The following is a 22,523-nucleotide window of genomic DNA, read 5'->3' as shown; positions in this document are numbered from 1 at the left end:
GGAATGTTCATCATTCTAGGAAGGAACGGTCTTTATGAAGTCATGGATTGACCAGCGGATCGGAAGACAATTTTTATTCGTCTTCTATTTATTCATCGGACTGATCCTCCTCACATCACTTGCCGTATATGTGTATACGGAAAACCAAATCGAACAGACGACGTCATCGCTCGAGAACATCAGTGAACGGCGCACAAATGCGACCGAATTGTTCGAGACATGGCAGTCGATGCAATATGAAATGCGCGGCTACGTACTCCTCGGAGACGATGCGATGCTAGAGCGCGTACAAGATAAACAAGTTTTGATTGACGAACAGACGACTTGGTTCGAACAGAACGCCGTAACCGATAAGGAAAAAACGTATGCGAGCGATGCCCGTACGCTGTTTGTCGCTTATCAAGAACGCGTCATGCCGAGCCTTGAACGTTATGTAGAAGGAAAACGGGACGGAAGTGTGACCGAACCCTTTTTAAAAATGCCAACGCTCGGGAAGGTAAACCCTCAAAAAGAGCCGCCGGCAGACCGTAAATTTAAAATCAACTCAAAAAGTGCCGCAGATATGAGCGCGAGCATCGTCGATATGGAGAGCGTCTTCACGGAATATCGGAACTCACTGAACGCAGAAGAGGATGCGCTCCGTGCTCAGCTTGCGACCCATACGAAGTGGGCACAAGCTCTTTGGCTCCTCTCTTTACTCGGTGTTCTCTTCATTCTCTTTATCGTCGCCCGTCCATATGTGAGACGCTTAACTGGTCAACTGCAGGAGTTGATCGAAAACAGTAAGCGCCTTGCCGGAGAACGACAGCCAATCACACCGGCGGCAGCCCAATCTAAAAATGAAGTCGGGCAATTGACAACATCGTTCCGACAGATGGCTACATCTCTCACGACACAACGCTATCGGATTGAAGAGGAGCGTGAGAAGACAGCGCGCCTTCTGCACTCGATTCGCGATGCCGTCATCTATGTCGAACACGCAACAAGCGAAAAAGTAGCGAACCAAGCGTTGTTCGTCTTATTCAATCAACCGATTACGAAGCGAAATGAAGTCGATTTATATCGTTTAGACGCTAGCCTTGAGGAGCTCGGACTGCAGGTCGACCAAAAGGATGCCTTTTTCGCGTTCATGGAACGTTCATTCGATGGACAGTGTAAAGAAGAGAGCGTCACGTTCTCGATGAATCAGGAAGAGCGCTTTATTCAAATGTATGCGGAGAAGATTTACTTGCGAGGAACACGTCATGGAACGATGCTCGTTTTCCGTGACGTGACGCACGAGACCGAAGTCGACCGTCTGAAAACCGAACTCGTTTCGACCGTCTCTCACGAACTCCGGACTCCGCTCACAAGTATCATTGGATTCACTGAACTCCTTCGTTTCCGAAATCTTTCATCTGAACGTTCCGAAAAATATTTAGGAATGATTCATCAAGAGACATTGCGTCTTGAAGACTTGATTTCGAACTTGCTCGATGTACAACGGATGGAGTCTGGACAACAGACGTACCATAACGAACCAGAGCGTCTGTCCGCTATTCTTGAGCAAGCGATCTCGGTGCATCAAGGCTCAAGCCAACATCATCACATCACGTTTGATTGCACGGAAGACGTCTATGTATACGGAGACCGGACGCGACTCAATCAACTCTTCATGAACCTACTGCACAACGCTGTGAAGTATTCGCCTCGGGGTGGCGAAATCCATGTCCGTGTCACATGTGAACGACCGGATTGGATTGACATTTCAATTGAAGATCACGGTATCGGGATTCCCCAAACCGCGCTACCAAAATTGTTTGACAAGTTTTATCGCGTCGACAATTCCGCCAGTCGAAAAATCGGAGGGACCGGTCTCGGTCTCGCGATTTGTAAAGAAATCGCTGAAGGTCACGGTGGAACGATTCACGCTACCTCAAACATCGGCAAAGGCTCTATGTTCACTGTCAGCCTTCCCAAGTCGGATATGACCAATCAAATGAGTAGCTAAACGAAAAGAGGGTGCATCATCGCACCCTCTTGTTTATTGGACTTTGTTCTCTGGACCAAATGACGGATAGAGCGAAAGCCCACCGTCCGCAAAGATGGTTGTCCCCGTCACATAGGACGACTCATCCGACGCGAGCCAAGCGGCAACGGCTGCGATTTGTTCCGGCTTCCCGATGACGTGAGATGGGATGAGCGCTTCTAATCCCTTCTTCTCTTCCGGGTCGCTCATCGTCTCTTCGTTGATTGGTGTATCAATCGCCCCAGGTGCGATTGCATTGACACGAATATGGTTTGGAGCATACTCAAGCGCGACGGATTTCGTGAACATTTTCACGCCACCCTTGCTGGCTGCGTAATGTGTATACCCCGGACGCGGGATGACTTCGTGAACAGAAGACATATTGATAATGTTCCCCTCGATTTCATTCTCAACGAAGTATTTTAAAGCAGCACGAACACCAAGGAACGTCCCGTTCAAGTTGACGTCGATAATCTGCTTCCAGTTATCAAACTCCATCTCATGTGTTTTTGCCTCGACTTGTACGCCGGCATTATTCACGAAAATATCCATCTTCCCAAACTCAGAGATGGCTTTTTCAATCATCTTCTCCGCGAGTCCTTCCTCCGCGACGTCTCCTTTCACGGCGACAGCCTTCCCGCCAGCTGCCTCGATTCCACGGATGACTTCTTCCATCTCTTTTTCACTGTTGCGGTAATTCAGGACAACGCTCATCCCTTCTTTTGCGTAACGCTCCCCGATGGCACGACCGAGCCCCTTCGAGCTGCCCGTGATGACCGCGACTTTGCCTTTTAACTCTGGATAGTTTGCCATGTCAATTCCTCCTTCATCTTCTCGGGTTTAGTTCCCGCATTCCCCTCTTCATCAAACATGATTGGCTGCATTTTGAATATTTGAAACAAATCAACTATACTGAAACAAACTATTCGTTTTCAGGAAACGCCTGAAAGACGTTTGATCTTATACTCAATGGAGGTGACTCCCCGATTTTTGGGGGAATTGTTGGACAGTCCCATGTTACTCAGCTTACTCGTCGTTGCACTTTTAATCTTTTTGACTGCCTTTTTTGTGGCAGCCGAATTTTCAATTGTGAAAGTGCGTGGCGCTCGACTCGACCAGCTCGTGCTCGAAGGAAATAAGAGAGCGGTCAGCGCGAAAAAAGTCATCGAGAATATCGACGACTCCCTTTCTGCCTCTCAGTTCGGAATCACGCTTTCTGCACTCGGCCTTGGATGGATTGGTGCCGATCAAATCGAAGCGTATATCCACACTCTGGTCGAACAATTGAACATATCGCCATCTCTCGTGACATTCTTGTCGTTTTTGATTGCCTTCTTATTGATTGCGTTCGTCCATGTCGTCATCGGTGAACTCGTGCCAAAGACACTTGCAGTTCATGAAGCGGAAAAACTGACGCTCCTCGTCGCACGTCCGCTCTACGTCTTCACAAAAATTTTCTATCCGTTTATTCGGGCCTTGAACAGTATGGCTCGAATCACACTTCGCTTATTCGGGGTACAGACGACAGCGCAAGAAACGGCACACTCGGAAGAAGAACTGAAAATCATCATGACGGAAAGTTTCCGTAGCGGTGAGATCAATGAAAACGAGTTGGCTTATGTACAAAATATCTTCTCCTTTGACGAACGGATCGCCAAAGATGCCATGGTCCCACGAATGAACATGGTGACAATCGATGAAGAAGATACGATTGAAGAAATCATTGCCGTTGTCGAAGAGCATCAGTATACACGCTATCCTGTCACACGAGATGGCGATCGCGATGACGTTCTCGGATTCGTGAATGCGAAACAGCTCTTCACTGCTCAACTTTCAAAAAATGATGCACCGTTCGAGTCGTTCATTCATCAATTGCCGCTCGTCACCGAGTTCACGCCACTTCAAGAAGCGATGGTGAAAATGCAAAACGCGCAGACGATGATGTGTCTCGTCATCGATGAGTACGGCGGGACGGCAGGACTGTTGACGATTGAAGACATTTTAGAAGAAATCGTCGGCGAGATTCGAGACGAGTTCGATCGAGACGAACAGGCTGAAATTACAGAAGTCGCTCCGAAACATTATCGCCTTTCGGGACTCGTTTTAACGCAAGAACTCGAAGAGCGGTTCGGCATCGAAATCGAAGATGACGTCGATACGGTCGGTGGATTCGTTTTATCACAAAAAGCGAATGCCCGAACAGGCGAGCGCTTCCTTTTACCTGGCAACCATGAACTGATTGTCAGTGAAGTCGATAACCACCGCATCGTCTTTGTCGACTTGATTCTCGCCTCTCACGAAGAGGAAGAACCATTATCTGAATGATGCTTTCTTTAAACCCTTCTCCGAAATATGGAGAAGGGTTTTTCTCGTTTGCACCGAACTGTCGCTATATTTTCGCCTCTTCCCGTGATATACTGCACATATGTTGCTTATTTGAGTGTCACCCACTCAATGACACAACATCACCGAAACATGGCGAGATGTTCGGTTTAAACAGAAAGAAATAGAAAGAAGGTTACGCATGGAACGCAAACTATTTTTGATTGACGGTAACTCCATGCTGGCCAGTGCTTATTATGGTGCCGCCGCGAGCCGAACGAAAAAAGGACGCGAGGTATCTAAAAACGATCGGAGTGCCGTCATCGGAATGACCGGCCTCATCCGGACGATTCTACGCAGACATCGTCCGACTCATTTTGTCGTTGTTTGGGACGTCTCACGTGAAACATTATGGCGTCGAGAACTGTACCCAGGCTATAAACGTCGCAGACGTCAAACACCGCCTGAATTAAAAGCGCAGATGGAACTCATGCGCCAACTGCTTGAGGATAGTGGAATCCCACAATTCCAAGTAGAAGGGTATGAAGGGGAAGACTTGATTGCCCACATCGCCCGTAAATTCAGTTGCAGTGCCCCTGTCGTCATCATGACAAAAGACAAAGACTTGTTACAGCTTGTCAGTCCACGAATCACCGTTTGGTTACAGACACAGGAGCTTCAGCAAATGCAGGCTCGCTGTGACATTCGTGATAATCGTCCGTTGCCACTCAAGCGTCATTTAGAAATTCGACCAGAAGAGATTGCGGCGCTATACGAAGGATTGAAACCGAAGCAACTGTCAGCCGTCAAAGCGTTGACAGGAGACCGTTCTGACGGAATCCCTCCAGTTGCCGGGCTCGACGAAAGCCAATCGGTTCAACTCATCAAACGATTTGGTTCGCTCGATAAGCTGTATTCTGCCTTGAGCATCAAGGGTGAAAAACGACAACAAGTAAATGAAACGATCGCGGCACTGACGTCAGAGGAGGTGCCCCGTAACTTGAGACGAACACGCAAAAAAGCAGAGCGCAATATGGAGCTCGTTCGCCTCGATGTCACGGTGCCGGCACTTGAACATTTGAAGCTAGCTCACCTTGAGCTCAGCCTCAATCCTAAACGAGTCGAGCAAGCGTATCAAAAACGCGGACTTCGTCTCTCGTTTAACGCAGGTCAGAAGAAAACATCCGCACGTTAAAAAGAACGAACGCTCAAGCGTTCGTTCTTTTAATATGCACGGTAATCCCGTCTTCATCGGTCAACGACCATTCAGACGATGTTCCGCCTAACGCCTGGTTCGTCTCTTCATTGACGAGAAGCGTCCATGCTTCGATTCCGGTCTCCATTCCCACAGGATCGCTCGGACGGGCCCACACGTTCGTTCCGATGTGATGGTGGTAGCCATCAGCTGCTAGGAAAAGTGCGCCTGGATAAGAATCCGTCGTAATGGAGAAGCCAAGCCGATCATGATAAAAACGTTTCGCCGCCTCGATTGAGCGTACTTTAAAATGCACGTGCCCCATCGTCGTTCCGATCGGTAAACCAGTAAACGACCGATTGGCTGCCGCTTGAAGCATCGATTCATAGTCGACAGGCTCGGTCGCCATTTTCACATGGCCGTTTGCCTCGTACGTCCATTGGTCCTTCGGGCGGTCGGCATACAATTCAATCCCGTTTCCTTCTGGATCGCTCAAGTAGAAGGCTTCACTCACGAGATGGTCGCCTTGCCCCACTTCGATGCGTCGCTCAATGAGATGTGCCAACATGCTTCCTAACTCTACACGGTTCGGGAACAGAATAGCTAAATGGAACAAGCCTGCCGCCCGTGGATTGGTTTTCGCTTGCGGGACACTGTGCAAGATGACAAGCGGACGTTCCTTCGTACCGAGTGTAATGAGCTCTTCGCTCTCTTCTAAAATACTCATCCCAATCACGTCTACGTAAAATCGTGTCACCTGTTCAATGTCACGGACTCGAAGCGTTACCGGACCGAGTTCGATTTTTTCGATTTTCATATATTATCACCTCCCCTTCACTATACCCGCTCGGTCGATGTTACAGAAGTAGGCACAAAAAGGTGGTATAGTTACTTCAACGATACTATTGGAAAGGAAGAGCGACGTGACTAACATAACAAGCTGTGAAGTCGATACGGCACTCGAACTGATTACAGGAAAATGGAAACATTCCATCCTCCTCGTGTTGATCAATGGAGATACATTGCGTTTCAGTGAGTTGAAACGCGCGTTACCAAAAATCAGCCAAAAGATATTGACCGCACAACTCCGCGACTTAGAAGAACAGGATATCGTCATCCGGACCGTCTATCCAGAAGTTCCACCTCGTGTCGATTATCGCTTAAGTGAGTACGGGAAAACACTGATTCCGATTCTCGAAGCGATGAACGAATGGGGAATGCGTCATGCCGAACGGATGCGCTCTAATTAGTTGTCCACATGTGGATAACCCATTTTTCTACTGAACATATCACTTATCCACAGGAGGTTGTCATGATTCGTTATCCACAGTTAACCGGTCATCAAATTGGTGTCACCGCCCCTTCGTCAGGTATACCAGAAGAATTACACCATTTATTGCATCAAGCGGAACAGAAATTTTCCGATCGAGGGTTCACGTTGCAATTCACTCCGAATGCGTGGAAACAACGATCTGGGAAGTCCGCTCCGGCTCGAGTCCGTGCACATGAACTGACATCTCTACTTCAAGATGACAATGTCGACTTGATTGTTCCGCCCTGGGGTGGGGAACTCTTAATGGAAATCCTCGATCACATCGAGTGGCAGTCCTTGTCCGCAAAATGGATACTCGGTTATTCGGATACGAGCCTATTACTTTTTGTGTATACGCTAAAAACCGGAATCGCCTCCGCCCACGGTCCAAACTTAGTCGACTTGCGTGCCGATATGTGGGACGAGACGAGTTCACGCTGGCTCGATGTATTGTCGACGCGGACCGACGAAACGGTCATCCAACGCTCGTCCGAGAAGTTCCAAAACGAATGGCAGCATGATAATCCGACGCCACATCTGTTTCATCTGACGGAGACGACCGAATGGAAAGCGATCGGTGGTCAAAACGCAACGGGGCGCTTGCTCGGTGGATGTCTCGATGTGCTCTTACATACAATCGGGACACCGTATGGAGACGTCAAGACGTTCCAACGCGATCACCTGAACGATGAACCAATTCTTTGGTATTTTGAGAACGCTGAGCTGAACGTCCCAGCATTAAAAAGGACCCTTCTTCAAATGAAGTGGGCCGGTTGGTTTGAGCAGACGTCGGGCATTCTATTTGGACGGAGTGACGCCCCCTCTGTGCATCAAGACTATACGGTCGAAATGGTATATGAGGAGCTTCATCATATGTTAGAAGTTCCTATCTTTTTTGATATCGATTGCGGACACGTACCCCCTCAGATGACACTCGTCAATGGGGCCCACGCTTCTGTACAAGTCGAGCATGGCAAAGGAACATTGATTCAAACGTTCAAGGGCTGATTCGTCAGCCCTTGATTTGTTGTAGCAATGTCTCTAAACGTTTGCGAAACAGTCCTTGCGGGAATTCAGCTACTTGTTCTTCGATGACTGGCACCCAGTCATCCCCACATCCGTTCAATGTTCCCCTTAATAAACCTTCGTAGTAAATCGCGATATCGACTAAGCTATGTGTTTTCCACTCATCTCTGTTTTCCCATAATGCCAATAAACACTCTCTTCCCATTTCCGTTTCCCCTCGAAAAGCGTAGTACACACCTTTCGCCATCGAAATCGCTGCTATAAATGGTTCGACATCTGTCGTGAGAGATTCCATCAATTTGATGTTCTTTCCTAATAGTTTGACATGTCGATATTCCATCGCATAGAGCGCTTCAGAAAGTGCCACTTTGATTTCAGCCAAACGATCTTCCGTGAATTGAATATATTGCTTCGCCTTTTGTAACGACTCATGAATTTTCTTCTCATCGTTCAAATAGAGCGCGCAAATCGAAATGGTGCGATACACGTCGTCCGCACGGTAGTAGATTCTTGTCCGTGTCATATACTCGAGCACGTCTTCAAGCTGTCGAATTGCCCCTTCTAAATCCTCATCACAAAGAAGATTCTTAAATACAATTAACATGGCATATTCAGTTCGTGTCTTTGTTTTCATATATTTTGCATCAAGTAGTTCTATCGCTTCAATCCGTTCAATCGATTCCTCGTAGCGGTTCCACATCAATAAATAATAAGCCTGGCTAATTCGTCCCATCGCCAATTCTTCGGACTCACCTAGCTTCTCAAAAATCTCAATCGCGCGGTCATAGTAAGCTAGTACTCTCTCATTCTCGCCCTCTTGAAAGTACGTATCACCGTACAGCATATATGCTTTTCCTTGCCACACGGAGTTCATTTCTTCCTGTAAGTAAGGCTTGAGCATTTCCCGAATTTTTTGATCCGGTAGTGAAATGAGTTGCATCTCCTCAAATTCTAGCTTCTCCACCAGCGACTGTAGTTCGACCTCTTTTGGATCGGTCAATAACTGTTGCATCGAGACATCTAATCGACTGGCAAGTTCTCGTAAACTGCGCATCGATGCCTCTGCTTTTCCGTTCTCAATCATACTGAGCATCGATTTTGTGACAATCCCTTCCGCCAGCTGCGTCTGAGTCATTTTTTTCTGTTTTCGCAATGCTTTAATGCGCTCACCAATCATATGTCACCTCAAAAAGTTAAATTATATTGAACTTTATATTTACAATTCACTTCGTTGCCTTTATGATAATGTTAAATCACATTTAACTAATTTGCAAAGGAGTGTTTCTATGAAGTTTCTCTCTTCAAATCTATCAATTTTACTGCTCGGTAAATTCATGTCGTTATTCGCATCCAACTTATTTACGTTTGTGGCGGGACTCACGGTGTTGACGACGACCGGATCTGGGCTCCAATTCGCCTTCGTTCTCCTCGCAGGTACATTACCCCGTGTGCTTCTATCCCCATTCGCCGGCGCTTATGCAGACAAACTTGACCGAAAGCGAGTCATCATTAGGATGGAGTCTTTGAACGGAGGATTATTTTTACTCGCAGGTGTTGGAAGCTTACTTTGGACGTTTGAAGCACCCGCTTTTTACGTCATCACATTCTTCTTAGCGATCGTTTCCACTTTCTTATCGGTCACGTTATCAAGTTCGATTCCTCTTTTATTTGAGGAAGATGAACTGCAACGCGCCAACTCTCTCATTCAAAGTATCATCTCCATTTCAAGCATCGGCACCCCGCTTCTTGCCGGGGCCCTGTTTAAACTCATACCGATTCCTGTCTTTTTGTTCAGTTCAGCTCTATTCTTTATGATTGCCGCACTTCTCGCCTCTCGACTTAAATTTCATCAGAAAGAGGTCGCACCCACCGAACAATCGACTTGGGAAGACGTACGGTCCGGTCTGTCTTACTTGAAACAACAAAGAGTCTTGTGGACAGTTGCCGTCCTAGCTGCCTTCTTGAATTTCTTTTTCGTCGCATCGGAAGTGTTGTTCCCGATTGCAGCGTTACAGGAAGTCGGTGTGTCCCCGTTTCAATTCGGACTCCTTGAAAGCATGGTCGCCATTGGTTTTTTAGTCGCTTCCTTACTTCATGCCTTACCGTTATTCAAAATCAAACATCGCTTAGCAACGATGCGATCCGCGTTGACCATTCTTAGCGTTCTGTTCGTCGGACCCGCCATTCCATTATATTTTAACTTCAACGTCCTCACGTCAATTTTCTTTTTCGCGGTCTTCGCTTTATTGAGTGGTTTCTTGATCGTACGTGTCAACATCCCGATTCAATTGTTCCTCCAAACGAATACGGATCCGAACTATTTAGGGCGCGTCATCGGTGTGCTCGAATCACTCGCGATGGGGATTACGCCGATTGGATTTATCCTATTCGGGGTATTGAGTGATCTCGTCTCTGTTGCCCATCTCTACACCGCTTGTATGGTGGGTCTACTCATCTGCACGTTCGTCCTCACGTACCGAATACGTCATGACATTCGAGAAGAACGAGATTCAGCTCAGTCAATGGATCGCGTATCATAAAAAAAGACATCGAACGAATCAGTTCGATGTCTTCTCTGTTGACGGGAGTACCCGTTTTTCTAATAAAAATGGTCCGAATGGGATAACCGATGCCATGACAGCAAGCGTCAAAACTTTGAATCCCCAGCGCAAGCGCCATGCCATGTACATCGCCGCGAGCACATACGCAACAAATAAGAAACCATGTGCTGCACCAACGATACTGACCGCGAGTGGAATACCAGCCATATATTTCAACGGCATCGCGATGAACAGTAATAACAAGAAGGATACACCTTCTGTGTAGCCAAGCCATTTAAAATGAGTCGTAGTCATATGCGTTCTCCTTTATTTCTGTAGGCTATGTCTATCGTAGCCGAAACGTGAGAGGTTTGTCACAAGAGAACGCATAAAAGTTACGAGGCTATTTGACGATTTGGTGAACGATGCAATACTTTCGTTTCGACAAAACGGCGAAGGAACAACCCGTCGACCCCAATTTTTCCAGCGTTATGACCGGCAACTAAAATCAAGACAGATACGATCAACATCGTTGGGTTCGTACTGACTGTTCCTGATAGTAAGAACGCCATGTTCATGACGAGTCCGAAGAACGCTGCGCTACGTGTGAGGGCACCGAGCAATAATCCTAAGCCTACCAAGAATTCACCGTAAGGAATCAGGACATCGAATAGCCCGGCGTTTGGAATCGCAAAGTTTTCTAGGAATGCAGCCCACCATCCAGCAACGGCCGGATGTTCTCCAGAAGCGAGTGACACCGCATTGTTTAAGAATCCTTCTGTTCCAAAACCTCCCGTGATTTTACCCCAACCTGCCGTTAACCAATGATAACCGAGCCATACACGTAACACCGTCAAGATCGCTGTAGCGATGTTATGATTTTGCCAAAATTTCGTGAACATCATAATTCCTCCCTTTCAAGAAGTTAAATAAATGTATAATGTGATTACATTCACAATATACCATTCATGTTCACTATTTCACATATGTATTTTCCTTTGTTCATGATTCGTCCATATGTACGCCATATTCTATTCACATTCATCCACAAAAAAAGACACCTGATTTAGGTGTCTTAGAAGAGATTATAGTGTCACTTCTTGTGGTGGTTGACCTTTCTTGTTCATCACGCGCATCGATTCCGGTTCGATTTTAAGGATCACAAGCTTTGGATCGTCCGGACCATCGAACCATCCTTCAAGTTTCTCATTCCATACTTTCTCTTTCATCGATTCATCATCCGACACGGTCGCTTTACCGAGGATTTCTAAGTAAGTGTCGCCCACACCATCTCCATCGTAGCCGATTAAAATATGCGTATATGGATTCTTTTCTAGTTCTTCTACTTTATCTGTATCGTTAGAGGTTGCTGTGTAGAGTGTGAAATCATCATGGAAAAATGTCATATATCGACTGTGGGGTTTCACCTTATACACGGTCGCCATCGTCCCGACATTGCTACCCTCTAGAATTTTTAACGCTGTGTCTTTTGCACTCATTCCAAATTCCTCCTTCATGATTTGTCGCTCGTATACTGTTCCCTCAAACTATGGGATTAAACACAAAAAAACCTGCTCGCCGATGCGAGCAGGTATCATATTCCTTAGAAAGGAAGATTAGATTTTTTCAACGTTAGAAGCTTGTGGTCCACGAGCTCCGTCAGTGATTTCGAAAGTTACTTCTTGGCCTTCTTCAAGTGTTTTGAAGCCGTCGCCTTGGATTGCTGAGAAGTGTACGAATACGTCGTCTCCGCCTTCCATTTCGATGAAGCCGTAACCTTTTTCTGAGTTAAACCATTTTACTTTACCTGTGTTCATGAATGAACCCTCCTGAAATAAACGCTATGCGTTATAGTAGTGCCTTACTAGAAAAAACTTGACCAAAAAAAATACAAGCCTCTGGATTATCTAATGAAAAATAATCCCAAGCACTTGTGAATTATGATTCCAGCTATTCTTAATTAAGCACATATTGAATATAACACGACTAGATGTTTCTGTCTAGTAAATACTTCTGATTGCTAAAAAACAAGGTGAAACGGGTACATGCTAGAGAAGATGATGCTAGGAGGATTTATAATGAAAAACATTAAGGACCCACACGCAATCGCATCGATGATTGCCTCTCATTCCGATTGGTCGGAAGAAGACCTCATCCAACAAACACTTGAATGGCACCGTGCTACACGGGAAGCTTCTTACTTTGAGCAACAACAATCTATCCCGTGTCGAATCCCATTGACGGAACGGATCACCCCTGTCCGCACGTCCTTTCCGCTCGAGCAAGTCGACGGCATCGTTCGTCCCGTCTGGATGCGTCGGCTCGATGCCGAATATTTGAATTTACTGCAGACGACGAAACAATGTGTTGATGTAACGGACTATGGTGCTGTCGGAGATGGAAAAACGGATTGTACCCTCGCCTTTCGACTCGCCATCCGCTCGAACCGTCGTGTCTTTGTCCCAGCAGGCGTTTATATCGTTCGGGGGATTCGTCTACCTTCCAACTGCGTGCTCGAAGGCGCAGGACAAGACGTCACGATTCTCAAACTGTCCGATCGTGCACCGAGACATCGACGATTGTTACGAAACGCCACCCCTTTTGCAGGAAATCATCATATCGAGGTATGCCACCTGACGCTCGATTGGAATGTCGCGCGCTTAGGTGATGTGAAACGGACGACGAGCGGTGACACGACATCGAGCGCCTTGACGTTTGCCCATGTGACGTATGGATGGGTGCATCATGTGATAGCCAAAAATTCTGGGCTCCATGCGTTCGACATCACGTCTCCGCACTATCATTACTTAGGGGACGGGCTTCGCGCGGCAAACGGGAGCCGATATATCCATCTCGATCATCTCGAGGCGACGAATTATGGGGATGACGGAATCACCACACACCATAGTGATGCCATTTATATTACCAACTGCTATTGTCATCATCCTCACGGTCGAACACACGCCTTAGGGTTCTCAAACTCAAATGGGATTGAGATTGATGACGGTTCGCGGCACGTCACACTCGTTCACAATAGAACGGAAGGCTGCTTTGGAGGCATCGAAGTAAAAGCACATGGGACCTCATCTGCCGCACACGACGTTCATATCTTCGGCCATCTTTCGGTGCATGACAATCGTTCATTTAACTTCCGTCACATCGGTCATCATTTAGCAGACGATCCGAACTCAGAGACAGCCCGCTTCCTATCAGGCACAAACTTAGTGTCCGTCGAGCCGGTTCACAGTTCACTCTATACAAAATCCTCACCACGAAGCCTGGTTGTATCGGCCTATCAGGACGTCTTGATTCATGGTTTGACTGCAATCGGCGACCCGACCTACGATTACGAACAACATCCGGCACTTGCGATCCAATACAAATCGAGACGCGTTCAACTGAAACGAATCGCCGTGCGCGGGTTTACCACAGCCCGAGCCGACCTCGAACTATTTGGGGGAGATAACCGCACCGATGAAGTGACTATCGATGCCTTACGATGCCAAGAATCTGCACCTATCGCTCTAAAAATCGGTCGTCAACTCGAACACCTTGCTCTTCATCAGATTGAAGGGCAGAAAAAAAGCGGAGATGTACTCATCTCCACGAAAAGCCCGATTGATGTGCATGATTTACTCGCTCAAGGATTTTCAGACCGGGTGCGCTCAGACGTTTGAGCGGCTTCCACGAGTTGATTCAGTTTGGCATCGTCGAGTTGAAGTGAACTCTCTTTTTGTTTGGCCATCATGCGAACGATTGCTTTGTCTAAAAAGCCCATTCGTTCAAAGTCGTACCCGCTCCCGACGACCTCGACGAAATAGGCATGTTCGCGCAGCGTGTCACGATAGGCTTCTTCTAGCTCGCGAATCCGTTCCGACTCTGTCGGTGTCCCGGCACACAAATATAAAGCGAGGGGATGCTCAAGCAAGTGTGCTTCGTGAAGCGTCAACCATTCCTTCATCTCGTCTTGGATCGTGCCCATTCGAATTGAGCTCCCGACGATGACGTGATCTACCATCTCCCACGTGACGTTCGGCTCTTCTACGATATTTTGGACACGAACGTCACCCGATAGACGTTCGGCGAGTAAAGCCGCCACTTTTTCACTCGTTCCATATCTGGAAGAGTACGCGATTAAAGTACCCATGTCGTTCCCTCTTTTCATGTCAGACGTTACTTACACTATTCCCGAATCATCGAGAGAAGATACGTATGCACTTAAAAAAGCTCGCCGTCTGGCGAGCTTTTCGTCACAGTTTATACACTTGTGCTTCATAAGGACGAAGGGTGAACGCTTCTATCGGTTCCATGTTTCCGATGACACGTTCTTTCACGTCATATGGTAGCTCTCGTTGTTGTGTCTCGTCGGAGAAGTTACAGAGTACGAGCCATGTCTCACCTTCGAATGAACGTGTGAATGCATAGACCGCCTCATCTTCCGGTAACAACAGCTCATACTTTCCGTAGACGACGAGCGGGTTCGCTTTACGGAGCGCAATCAACTGACGGTAGTAATGGAAGAGTGAATTCGGATCTTTCCTTGCCGCTTCCGCATTGATGTCAACAAAGTTCGGGTTGACCTCGATCCATGGCGTCCCTGTCGTAAATCCACCATGTGCTTCGTCTGACCACTGTACCGGTGTACGTGAATTGTCACGTCCTCGCTCATGGATGCCACGGAAAATCTCGTCGTGCGTTAACAACCCTTTGGATGTGTAGTCACGGTAGGCGTTCAACGTCTCAATATCTCGGTACTGATCGATTGATTCAAACGCGACGTTCGTCATGCCGAACTCTTCTCCTTGATAAATGTAAGGCGTCCCTTTCAATAGATGAAGAAGTGTCGCGAGCATCTTCCCGGAACGAACGCGATATTCAGGCGAATCGTTTCCAAAGCGTGAGATGGCACGGGGCTGGTCATGGTTACTCCAGTACAGGCTGTTCCATCCTTCCTCTTCGAGCCCTTCTTGCCAACGCGAGAAGATTGTCTTTAACTCAGTCAACTTCCAGTCTGTCGGATTCCACTTCCCGAAGCTTCCGTTCCCGACGTCCACATGTTCAAAATGAAAGACCATGTTCAGTTCGTTGCGGTCTTCACCCGTATAAAGTTTGGCTTCCTCCACACTGACCCCTGGCATCTCCCCTACCGTGATTGTGTCGTATTTCGATAAGACTTCCCGATTCATCTCCTGCATGAATTCATGGATGCGTGGTCCGTTAAAGAAGAATGGTGTACCGTCACCGAACCCTGTTCCTTGCGTTTGACCATCTGGATAGCTTGGATTTTTTGAGATCATATTGATGACGTCCATCCGGAACCCGTCGACCCCTTTATCGAGCCAATATGTCATGAGGTCATACACTTCACGACGAAGCGTCTCGCTTTCCCAGTTCAAATCCGGTTGTTTCTTACTGAAGAGATGGAGGTAGTACTCATCGCTTGCCTCATCATACTGCCAAGCACTGCCTCCGAAGAAAGCCCCCCAGTTCGTCGGTGGCTGACCGTCCTTCCCTTTTTTCCAAATGTAATAGTCACGATATGGGCTGTCTTTTGAAGAACGCGACTCCATGAACCATTGGTGTTCGTCAGAAGAATGGTTGACGACGAGGTCCATCATGATTTTAATCCCGTGACGGTGTGCTTCTTCAAGCATCGCATCAAAGTCATCCATCGTACCAAACTCGTCCATGATGGCACGGTAATCACGAATATCGTATCCGTTATCGTCGTTCGGTGAATCGTATACCGGTGAGAGCCAGATGACGTCGATCCCGAGTTCTGCCAAATATGACATCTTCTCCGTGATTCCTTGGATGTCGCCAATCCCATCTCCGTTTGAGTCATTGAAGCTACGTGGATAAATTTGATATACGACCGCTTCTTTCCACCATTGTTTCATGTTATGTCCTCCTTGAAGTTCATTTTCCGTTTCAACGCTTTCATCGTACTGCCTCCAAGGAATCATGACCATCCATGATATGATTAAGATATGTACAATCTTGCTATAAAAAGAGGAGATTATTATGGAAATCGGCTTTTGTGGCTATTCATACCATACAACGACTTATACTTTTCCATTTGCTAATCGACTCGATACGTATCTGATTCGCTTACAAACGGCAGGAACGGCTCGGATTGTGGTCAATGGGGAAACGATGATCACACGACCTGGTGACGTATTGATTGTTCGTCCGGGTGACTTCTATGAAATGCATGTCGATACACCCGCGAGCGGAGACTATCATATCTTCTGTACCGGGCATTCAATCGAAACATGGTGGCATGCGACTCCACGGGAGCGACTATATGCCATCACTATCGATTCTCGCCTACTCTCACTATGGCAACACATTACGGAAGAAGTGCGCCGTCCACCGTCTGAACAAAGTGCCGTTTTAATTGAAACACTCGTTCAAGCACTTCTGCTCATGCTCGATCGTTCGATTCAAGATGTGCATTCCCATGCGCGACCTCCAGTCGTCTCTCGTATGATGCGCTTTATCGAAGCGCACGTAACGAGTGACTTCAAAGTGTCAGACGTCGCCGCAGCGGTTGGACTCAGCGTTTCACGGACGGTTCATCTCTTTAAAGAAGGGACCGGGATGACGATCATCGAATATGCACAATCGATTCGCTTACAGCTTGCCGAAGAGCAAATGCGCTATACAAAACATTCGTTAGAAACGATTGCAGAACTGTCTGGATTTCGAAGTTACCCATATTTCCACAGAATTTTTAAACGAAAATATGGCGTCGCACCAGGGGTTTATCGTACTCTTCAACAAAAAAACGAAAAAAAATAAAAAAAGAGTGATCCATTTTTTGAACTGCTCCGTTAGATGGGTGTAAATAACGACAACACTCACTTACGAAAAGGAGCGATTACCCATGAAGAAGAAGACGTTAAACAAAATCGTAGCACCGGCACTAGCCTTAGGACTACTCGTACCAGTCAACGCACAGGCAGCGGATCACACACCGACAGCAAGCACACCAGCAGGTGACCTTCGCGCCACACTCGATCAACTCTTATCTGAGCATTACGTGTTAGCCGTCACATCGATGATGAAAGGATATGACGAGGCGGCAGATGCTGAGGTCGCGGATCAAGCTCTCGATCAAAACGCGCTCGACATGACACCAGCCATCGCTTCCATCTACGGTGAAGAAGGCGCTGCACAATTTGAAGAAATCTTCCGTGGTCACAACGACTACTCAGCTGATTTCGTAGAAGCAGCAAAATCAGACAACCAGGAACTACGCATGGAAGCTGAAGCGGAAGTCGATGAGTTCGTAGAAGAATTCTCAACATTCCTCGACGCAGCGACGGAAGGCAACTTACCGAAGGACGCAGCAGCTGATGCACTCGAACTTCATGAAGACCAAGTCCTCTCTGTATTCGATAACTACGTCGAAGGAGATTACGAAGAAGCTTACATGACGTTCCGTGAAGGCTACAAGCACATGTTCAACATCAGTAAAGCTCTCTCGGGTGCAATCGTCACACAAATGCCTGACAAATTTACGACTGGAGCAGACACACCAGCTGTTGAACTCCGCTCAACATTGAACAGTCTTGCAGGTGAACACTTCGCCCTCGCTGCAATCGGTATGCAAAAAGGGTACGACCAAGCAGAGGACTATGACTACGTGACATGGGCAGAAGACCAGAACACACTCGACTTCAAAGCAGCCATCGCATCCGTATATGGTGACGAAGGTGCAGCACAGTTCGAGAAAGTATGGAACTCAGATCACATCACAGCACAAGGTGACATCGTTGCCGCTACACTCGAAGGTGACGAAGCGATGATTGAAGATGCGCGTATGCGCCTCGACACATTCGCTGTCGACTTCAGCACATTCCTCGATGCAGCAACAGAAGGTAACTTACCACAAGCTGCCGGTGAAGAAGCAATCAAACAGCACGAAGCGCTCGTACTCGACACATTCGATCAATATGTCGCTGGCGATGCAGAAGCGGCTTGGATGTCATTCCGTGAAGGATATGCGTTCATGTTCGGTGTTGGTGAAACACTCGGTAACGCGATCGTGACACAAATGCCTGACAAGTTCGAAGAAACAATGATGCCTGAAGAGATGCCTGAAACAGGTCTCGGTGGTGCACAAGAACAATCAATGAACACTCTCTACGCTGGATTAGCTGTACTTGGCGGAATCTTACTCGCCTTCGTAACGCTTCGCAAACGTAAAGTATCTGAACAATAATCAATAAGGAGGGAGTCCCATGAACAAGCGCCTTTTGTTTCTGGCGCTCTCTCTCTTTTGTTTTAGCTTCTGGACGTGGACGAGCGCCCAAGAATCGTCGTCACCACCTGTAGAAGAAAAACAAATAGAGGAGAGCCCGGATTTAACGGCTGAATTCTCACTTCTACAGGAAGAGGTGAAAAAGCTACGCTTAGCCGAGGAAGAAGAAAACGCCAAGGCCGTCACCCCTGTTCAAATCCAGATCCCTAAAATCGATGTCGACACCGCCATCGAACAAGTCGGGGTCCTCGATAATGGACAGATGGGTGTACCAGAAGATGAGAACCAGGTCGGGTGGTTCGAACCCGGTGTCACACCGGGTAGCAAAGGAAATGCTGTGATTGCCGGTCACGTCGACAGCAAGACCGGCCCGGCTATCTTTTATCAACTCGATCAACTGACAAAAGGCGATGACGTTCTGATTCAAGATGAGGCGGGTAACACCCTTCGGTTCCGCGTCACGAAAACAGAACGATATGATACGAAAACCGCGCCAATTGAAGAGATTTTCGGTGCCACATCAAATCGGAACTTAAATTTGATTACCTGTTCGGGTACGTTCGGGGACGGGGGCTATGATGAACGATTCGTCGTCTATACAGAGCTGGTGGATACCGAACTGAACGAAACTGTCGATCTCGAGACACCGACGGCAGTCGAATTGAAAGGTAACTTATTGACATGGCACGCCGTTCGTCAAGAGAGCGTGATTGGATATCGAGTCTACGAAGTCATCGACGGAAAAGCGACTCATATCGAAAGTATCCCTTCCCATGCACGAAAAAGTATCGAGGTCACAAATGAGAACAATGCATCCTACTACGTGACTGCGATTGACCAACTCGGAAATGAGTCGAAACCGTCTCAGACAACGAAGTAGGTACGAAACGTCCTTAGATAACAGCTAAGGACGTTTTTCTATTTCTTATGTATAGTAAATGTAGCAACACATACACCGACTTTAGGATAAGGAGTTTACACATCATGAGGACTCAACTTCCATCACCTCTCGCCAATCAATTAAAGAGAAGAATTCGCGCCATTTGGGGTGTGACGGATTCATATTATTGGTACCCTCTATCGACTGCTGGGCGCACCGATGTGATTGCGTTCGATAGCGACTATATTGAGGAGGATGATCAAAAAATTAAGGAAATCCAACAATGGATATTGCGTTTAGGCGCGGATGTCGTCTTTGAACTACATGAGGATCGCACGCTCTGGAAAATCGATACCATTTCCTTGGATCCTTGTTATGACGGACGTTATTTAGAACGTTATTGGTTCGATCAACAAATGAACTGGGTCATTTATGCGTCCCATGAAAGTACGATTAGCTTTAGTGGGCACGAATTGATCACGTCACTTCAGTCTTCTTGGCCAGATTGGCAGGAACACTTGTCTGTTTTAGACCATCGCTTCATCGAATGATGGACCCACAATAAAAACGCACCCATTCATCAATGAGTGCGCCGAACTTATACGAAGCAAGGAATTTGCGGGTTGAACGTCTTGTTGTTCTCCGTCATGACCTGCTTTTTAATTTTGCCTTCTCCAAGGTAGACAATCCGGTCGGCAAGTGCCTCGGCATCTTCCTCATCGTGCGTTACGAAAATCGTTGTCGTACCTGTCTGCTTCAAGAGACGACGCAAATCGTCGCGAATCCTGTGTTGAAGTGACGTATCCAAATTACTGAACGGCTCGTCTAGAATCAAGAGCGCCGGCTTCGGTGCGAGCGCACGCGCGAGCGCGACACGCTGTTGTTGTCCCCCACTAAGTTCGTACGGATAACGGTGACGGAACTCCGTCAAGTTGACGAGCGCGAGCATCTCTTCGACACGCGCATTCCGCTCCTTGCGGTTCAGTTTATGAAGACCGAATCGAATGTTCTTTTCAACGGTCATGTGCGGGAAGAGTGCATAGTCTTGGAAGACCATCCCCACGCCACGATCTTCTGGCGGCATGAACTGACAATCGTCGCAACAGACACAGTCATTCACGACGACGACGCCCTGGTTCGGCATCTCGAGTCCTGCGATCAAACGGAGAATCGTACTCTTCCCCGATCCGCTGTCCCCAAGAAGCGAGACGATTTCACCTTTCGTGATTGAAATCGAGAACCCTTTGATTGTCTCTTCATGTGCACCTTTATAGCTAAAATGTAAATCATTGATTTGAACAAACATTAGTCGGCCTCCTTATCAAGCACCTTGTGGGAAACGAAAATCAACAGTCCACTCATGAGGACGATGACGATGGAAGCGAGTGCCGCTTCGTGAATCTTCTCATCACTCACGTATTTGAACGCCTGTGTCGCAAGCGTCGAAAAGTTAAATGGTTGTAAAAAGAGCGTCAACGGCAACTCTTTCATAATATCAATAAAGACGAGGATAAACGCGCTCATGATGGCGCCTTTGATCATCGGGATATCGACGCGAAAGAACGTTTGGACCGTATTCCACCCCAGCATACGGGATGCTTCGGTAAACGACTTCCCTACTTTCTCAAACCCGCTCTCGATCGAGTTGTAGCCGATGGCGAGGAAGCGGATGACGTAGGCAAAGATGAGCATGATGAGCGTCGTCCGGAACACGAATGTCTGACTCAAGTCGAGCGCCCGTGCCAAATCGAGCACTTTGTCATCGAGCCACAAGAAGAGCGTGATGACCGCAATGGCGATGGCCGCTCCCGGAATCGAATACCCGAGTGTCGTCACTTTCGAAATGACACGCGTCATGTTCGACGGGAAGAGTCGTGTATAGTTCGCAATGATGAGTGCGAACAGTAAGATGATCACGGTTGCGGTAAAGGCGACCCGAACCGTATTCCAAACGAGTTGCCAAAATTCTTCCGTGAAGACCGTATCGAACGTCAGAAACGTCCATGCCGTCAACTGAGTGAACGGAATGACGAATGCAATCGCAAAGACGAGCGAAACATATGCGAATACCGCATAGCGATGCCAGCCTTGCAGCGGTCTCGGTTTGAGCGGTTTCACTTTCGTCGAAGCGTAACTGAACTGCTTCCGTCCTCGCACGAGCCGTTCCATCGTCAAAATGGCGATGACGAGAATCATGAGAGTGCCCGCAAGCTTCAGCGCCGACGATGTATCCTTCATCCCGAACCACGTGCTGAAGATGGCGGTACTAAACGTCTGAATCCCGAAATATTTCACGACGCCATAGTCGTTGAGCACTTCCATCAACACGAGACTGACACCACCGATGATGGCGACTCGGGAAATCGGTATGACGACCGTGAAGAAAATGTCCCACGAGCCACGACCGAGAATTCGCGCGTTCTCAATCATCGAGGACGATTGATTATGCAGGAACGCTCGTGTGATCGTATAAATGTATGGATAGAGGAACAAGGTAAAGATAAATACCGTTCCTTGAATCGACATGATGTTGAAGTACGACTGATCGACGGTGATACCAAATTCGTTTCGTAACGTCGTCTGGATCACACCCGTATAGTTCAAGATGCCGTGATACGTATACGCCCCGATATAAGGCGGAATCGCGAGCGGCAGGATGAGTGCCCATTTAAAGAAACGACGGAACGGGAAATCATAGACGGTCACGAACCAAGCGAGGCTCGTTCCGATCACGGTCGTCAAGACTCCTGTAGCCACCATGATGAACAGCGTGTTTCGCACGTAACGGGGCAACAGGTACTCTTGAATGTGTTGCCAATTGTCATTGACCGGGGCGAACAATTCGACGAGCACGACAATTCCCGGCAAGACGATCAATAAAATCGCGAGAAAGCTGAGGATCGCCCATCCATTCAGTTGTCGTTTTACTGCGTGCCAGTTCATGTCGTACCGCTCCCGTTCTGTAAACTAT

Annotated in this window: 22 protein-coding genes; 11 read left to right on the top strand and 11 right to left on the bottom strand. The window is 47.5% G+C overall.

The features are described 5' to 3' along the window. The first annotated feature begins 34 nt into the window (after window positions 1-34). Window positions 35-1,990: an ATP-binding protein gene (locus KOG47_RS11525; protein WP_215244269.1), complete on the top strand. Its 1,956-nt coding sequence runs from the start codon at window positions 35-37 to the stop codon at window positions 1,988-1,990. Between the two features lie 33 nt (window positions 1,991-2,023). On the opposite strand, the gene KOG47_RS11520 is transcribed toward KOG47_RS11525, so the two are convergent. Further along, window positions 2,024-2,821: a glucose 1-dehydrogenase gene (locus tag KOG47_RS11520; protein WP_215244268.1), complete on the bottom strand. Its 798-nt coding sequence runs from the start codon at window positions 2,819-2,821 to the stop codon at window positions 2,024-2,026. A gap of 189 nt (window positions 2,822-3,010) precedes the next feature. Here KOG47_RS11520 and KOG47_RS11515 point away from each other — a divergent pair, with 189 nt between their 5' ends. Continuing rightward, the gene (locus tag KOG47_RS11515) at window positions 3,011-4,333 is read left to right on the top strand and encodes a hemolysin family protein (protein WP_236548961.1); all 1,323 of its coding nucleotides are present in this window, start codon (window positions 3,011-3,013) and stop codon (window positions 4,331-4,333) included. Window positions 4,334-4,532: 199 nt separating this feature from the next. After that, a complete protein-coding gene (locus KOG47_RS11510; RefSeq protein WP_031424353.1) occupies window positions 4,533-5,525 on the top strand; it encodes a 5'-3' exonuclease in 993 nt (330 codons plus the stop codon). Between the two features lie 13 nt (window positions 5,526-5,538). On the opposite strand, the gene KOG47_RS11505 is transcribed toward KOG47_RS11510, so the two are convergent. Then, window positions 5,539-6,342: a VOC family protein gene (locus KOG47_RS11505; protein WP_159563312.1), complete on the bottom strand. Its 804-nt coding sequence runs from the start codon at window positions 6,340-6,342 to the stop codon at window positions 5,539-5,541. A 106-nt stretch (window positions 6,343-6,448) separates the two neighbouring features. Here KOG47_RS11505 and KOG47_RS11500 point away from each other — a divergent pair, with 106 nt between their 5' ends. Both KOG47_RS11500 and KOG47_RS11495 read left to right on the top strand, forming a co-directional pair. Further along, a complete protein-coding gene (locus KOG47_RS11500; RefSeq protein WP_015880434.1) occupies window positions 6,449-6,775 on the top strand; it encodes a winged helix-turn-helix transcriptional regulator in 327 nt (108 codons plus the stop codon). 62 nt (window positions 6,776-6,837) lie between these two features. Beyond that, window positions 6,838-7,845, top strand: coding sequence for a S66 family peptidase (locus tag KOG47_RS11495; protein ID WP_215244267.1), 1,008 nt, complete (start codon window positions 6,838-6,840; stop codon window positions 7,843-7,845). A 4-nt stretch (window positions 7,846-7,849) separates the two neighbouring features. On the opposite strand, the gene KOG47_RS11490 is transcribed toward KOG47_RS11495, so the two are convergent. Further along, the gene (locus KOG47_RS11490) at window positions 7,850-9,040 is read right to left on the bottom strand and encodes a helix-turn-helix domain-containing protein (RefSeq protein WP_214691330.1); all 1,191 of its coding nucleotides are present in this window, start codon (window positions 9,038-9,040) and stop codon (window positions 7,850-7,852) included. Between the two features lie 109 nt (window positions 9,041-9,149). Between KOG47_RS11490 and KOG47_RS11485 the strand changes: the two genes are divergently transcribed. Continuing rightward, window positions 9,150-10,403: an MFS transporter gene (locus tag KOG47_RS11485; protein ID WP_215244266.1), complete on the top strand. Its 1,254-nt coding sequence runs from the start codon at window positions 9,150-9,152 to the stop codon at window positions 10,401-10,403. Window positions 10,404-10,421: 18 nt separating this feature from the next. Here the strand turns inward: KOG47_RS11485 and KOG47_RS11480 are convergent, their stop codons facing one another. The 4 genes from KOG47_RS11480 to KOG47_RS11465 form a co-directional block, all read right to left on the bottom strand. Then, complete coding sequence (locus tag KOG47_RS11480; protein ID WP_159563308.1) at window positions 10,422-10,718, bottom strand: DUF3817 domain-containing protein; 297 nt, start codon at window positions 10,716-10,718, stop codon at window positions 10,422-10,424. Between the two features lie 80 nt (window positions 10,719-10,798). Further along, the gene (locus tag KOG47_RS11475) at window positions 10,799-11,305 is read right to left on the bottom strand and encodes a DoxX family membrane protein (protein WP_215244265.1); all 507 of its coding nucleotides are present in this window, start codon (window positions 11,303-11,305) and stop codon (window positions 10,799-10,801) included. Between the two features lie 183 nt (window positions 11,306-11,488). After that, window positions 11,489-11,902: a pyridoxamine 5'-phosphate oxidase family protein gene (locus tag KOG47_RS11470; RefSeq protein WP_143180203.1), complete on the bottom strand. Its 414-nt coding sequence runs from the start codon at window positions 11,900-11,902 to the stop codon at window positions 11,489-11,491. A 117-nt stretch (window positions 11,903-12,019) separates the two neighbouring features. Next, window positions 12,020-12,220 carry a cold-shock protein gene (locus tag KOG47_RS11465; protein WP_015880427.1) on the bottom strand — a complete coding sequence of 67 codons (201 nt, stop codon included), beginning with the start codon at window positions 12,218-12,220 and terminating at the stop codon, window positions 12,020-12,022. A 261-nt stretch (window positions 12,221-12,481) separates the two neighbouring features. Here KOG47_RS11465 and KOG47_RS11460 point away from each other — a divergent pair, with 261 nt between their 5' ends. After that, window positions 12,482-14,080 (top strand): glycoside hydrolase family 55 protein, encoded by a 1,599-nt coding sequence (locus KOG47_RS11460; RefSeq protein WP_215244264.1) that lies wholly within the window; start codon window positions 12,482-12,484, stop codon window positions 14,078-14,080. On the opposite strand, the gene KOG47_RS11455 is transcribed toward KOG47_RS11460, so the two are convergent. Then, window positions 14,044-14,550, bottom strand: coding sequence for a flavodoxin domain-containing protein (locus KOG47_RS11455; RefSeq protein WP_159563306.1), 507 nt, complete (start codon window positions 14,548-14,550; stop codon window positions 14,044-14,046). The two genes, KOG47_RS11460 and KOG47_RS11455, sit on opposite strands and share 37 nt — an antisense overlap. A 103-nt stretch (window positions 14,551-14,653) precedes the next feature. Then, window positions 14,654-16,303 carry a glycoside hydrolase family 13 protein gene (locus tag KOG47_RS11450; protein WP_159563305.1) on the bottom strand — a complete coding sequence of 550 codons (1,650 nt, stop codon included), beginning with the start codon at window positions 16,301-16,303 and terminating at the stop codon, window positions 14,654-14,656. 124 nt (window positions 16,304-16,427) lie between these two features. Here KOG47_RS11450 and KOG47_RS11445 point away from each other — a divergent pair, with 124 nt between their 5' ends. From KOG47_RS11445 to KOG47_RS11430, 4 genes are all read left to right on the top strand, one after another. Beyond that, entirely contained in the window at window positions 16,428-17,207 is a 780-nt protein-coding gene (locus KOG47_RS11445; protein ID WP_215244263.1) for an AraC family transcriptional regulator, read from the top strand. An 85-nt stretch (window positions 17,208-17,292) separates the two neighbouring features. After that, on the top strand, window positions 17,293-18,633 hold the full coding sequence (locus KOG47_RS11440; protein WP_074035026.1) for a copper amine oxidase: 1,341 nt from the start codon (window positions 17,293-17,295) through the stop codon (window positions 18,631-18,633). 19 nt (window positions 18,634-18,652) lie between these two features. Then, window positions 18,653-19,552 carry a class F sortase gene (locus KOG47_RS11435; RefSeq protein ID WP_215244262.1) on the top strand — a complete coding sequence of 300 codons (900 nt, stop codon included), beginning with the start codon at window positions 18,653-18,655 and terminating at the stop codon, window positions 19,550-19,552. A 104-nt stretch (window positions 19,553-19,656) separates the two neighbouring features. Beyond that, complete coding sequence (locus KOG47_RS11430; RefSeq protein ID WP_215244261.1) at window positions 19,657-20,103, top strand: hypothetical protein; 447 nt, start codon at window positions 19,657-19,659, stop codon at window positions 20,101-20,103. A gap of 47 nt (window positions 20,104-20,150) precedes the next feature. On the opposite strand, the gene KOG47_RS11425 is transcribed toward KOG47_RS11430, so the two are convergent. Continuing rightward, entirely contained in the window at window positions 20,151-20,858 is a 708-nt protein-coding gene (locus KOG47_RS11425; protein ID WP_031424334.1) for an ABC transporter ATP-binding protein, read from the bottom strand. Continuing rightward, complete coding sequence (locus KOG47_RS11420; protein WP_215244260.1) at window positions 20,858-22,495, bottom strand: ABC transporter permease; 1,638 nt, start codon at window positions 22,493-22,495, stop codon at window positions 20,858-20,860. The genes KOG47_RS11425 and KOG47_RS11420 overlap by 1 nt, the downstream gene beginning before the upstream one ends. Window positions 22,496-22,523 lie beyond the last annotated feature (28 nt).

This window comes from Exiguobacterium sp. s121, assembly GCF_018617245.1.
Classification (GTDB): domain Bacteria; phylum Bacillota; class Bacilli; order Exiguobacteriales; family Exiguobacteriaceae; genus Exiguobacterium; species Exiguobacterium profundum.
The sequence above is the reverse complement of the archived record's forward strand: the minus strand, read 5'-3'. Positions and strand labels throughout refer to the sequence as shown.

Coding starts and splice junctions, on each gene's coding strand:
- KOG47_RS11525 (WP_215244269.1), top strand. CDS start 35: ATGAAGTCATGGATTGACCAGCGGATCGGAAGACAATTTTTATTCGTC.
- KOG47_RS11520 (WP_215244268.1), bottom strand. CDS start 2,821: ATGGCAAACTATCCAGAGTTAAAAGGCAAAGTCGCGGTCATCACGGGC.
- KOG47_RS11510 (WP_031424353.1), top strand. CDS start 4,533: ATGGAACGCAAACTATTTTTGATTGACGGTAACTCCATGCTGGCCAGT.
- KOG47_RS11505 (WP_159563312.1), bottom strand. CDS start 6,342: ATGAAAATCGAAAAAATCGAACTCGGTCCGGTAACGCTTCGAGTCCGT.
- KOG47_RS11495 (WP_215244267.1), top strand. CDS start 6,838: ATGATTCGTTATCCACAGTTAACCGGTCATCAAATTGGTGTCACCGCC.
- KOG47_RS11490 (WP_214691330.1), bottom strand. CDS start 9,040: ATGATTGGTGAGCGCATTAAAGCATTGCGAAAACAGAAAAAAATGACT.
- KOG47_RS11485 (WP_215244266.1), top strand. CDS start 9,150: ATGAAGTTTCTCTCTTCAAATCTATCAATTTTACTGCTCGGTAAATTC.
- KOG47_RS11480 (WP_159563308.1), bottom strand. CDS start 10,718: ATGACTACGACTCATTTTAAATGGCTTGGCTACACAGAAGGTGTATCC.
- KOG47_RS11475 (WP_215244265.1), bottom strand. CDS start 11,305: ATGTTCACGAAATTTTGGCAAAATCATAACATCGCTACAGCGATCTTG.
- KOG47_RS11470 (WP_143180203.1), bottom strand. CDS start 11,902: ATGAGTGCAAAAGACACAGCGTTAAAAATTCTAGAGGGTAGCAATGTC.
- KOG47_RS11465 (WP_015880427.1), bottom strand. CDS start 12,220: ATGAACACAGGTAAAGTAAAATGGTTTAACTCAGAAAAAGGTTACGGC.
- KOG47_RS11460 (WP_215244264.1), top strand. CDS start 12,482: ATGAAAAACATTAAGGACCCACACGCAATCGCATCGATGATTGCCTCT.
- KOG47_RS11455 (WP_159563306.1), bottom strand. CDS start 14,550: ATGGGTACTTTAATCGCGTACTCTTCCAGATATGGAACGAGTGAAAAA.
- KOG47_RS11450 (WP_159563305.1), bottom strand. CDS start 16,303: ATGAAACAATGGTGGAAAGAAGCGGTCGTATATCAAATTTATCCACGT.
- KOG47_RS11445 (WP_215244263.1), top strand. CDS start 16,428: ATGGAAATCGGCTTTTGTGGCTATTCATACCATACAACGACTTATACT.
- KOG47_RS11440 (WP_074035026.1), top strand. CDS start 17,293: ATGAAGAAGAAGACGTTAAACAAAATCGTAGCACCGGCACTAGCCTTA.
- KOG47_RS11435 (WP_215244262.1), top strand. CDS start 18,653: ATGAACAAGCGCCTTTTGTTTCTGGCGCTCTCTCTCTTTTGTTTTAGC.
- KOG47_RS11430 (WP_215244261.1), top strand. CDS start 19,657: ATGAGGACTCAACTTCCATCACCTCTCGCCAATCAATTAAAGAGAAGA.
- KOG47_RS11425 (WP_031424334.1), bottom strand. CDS start 20,858: ATGTTTGTTCAAATCAATGATTTACATTTTAGCTATAAAGGTGCACAT.
- KOG47_RS11420 (WP_215244260.1), bottom strand. CDS start 22,495: ATGAACTGGCACGCAGTAAAACGACAACTGAATGGATGGGCGATCCTC.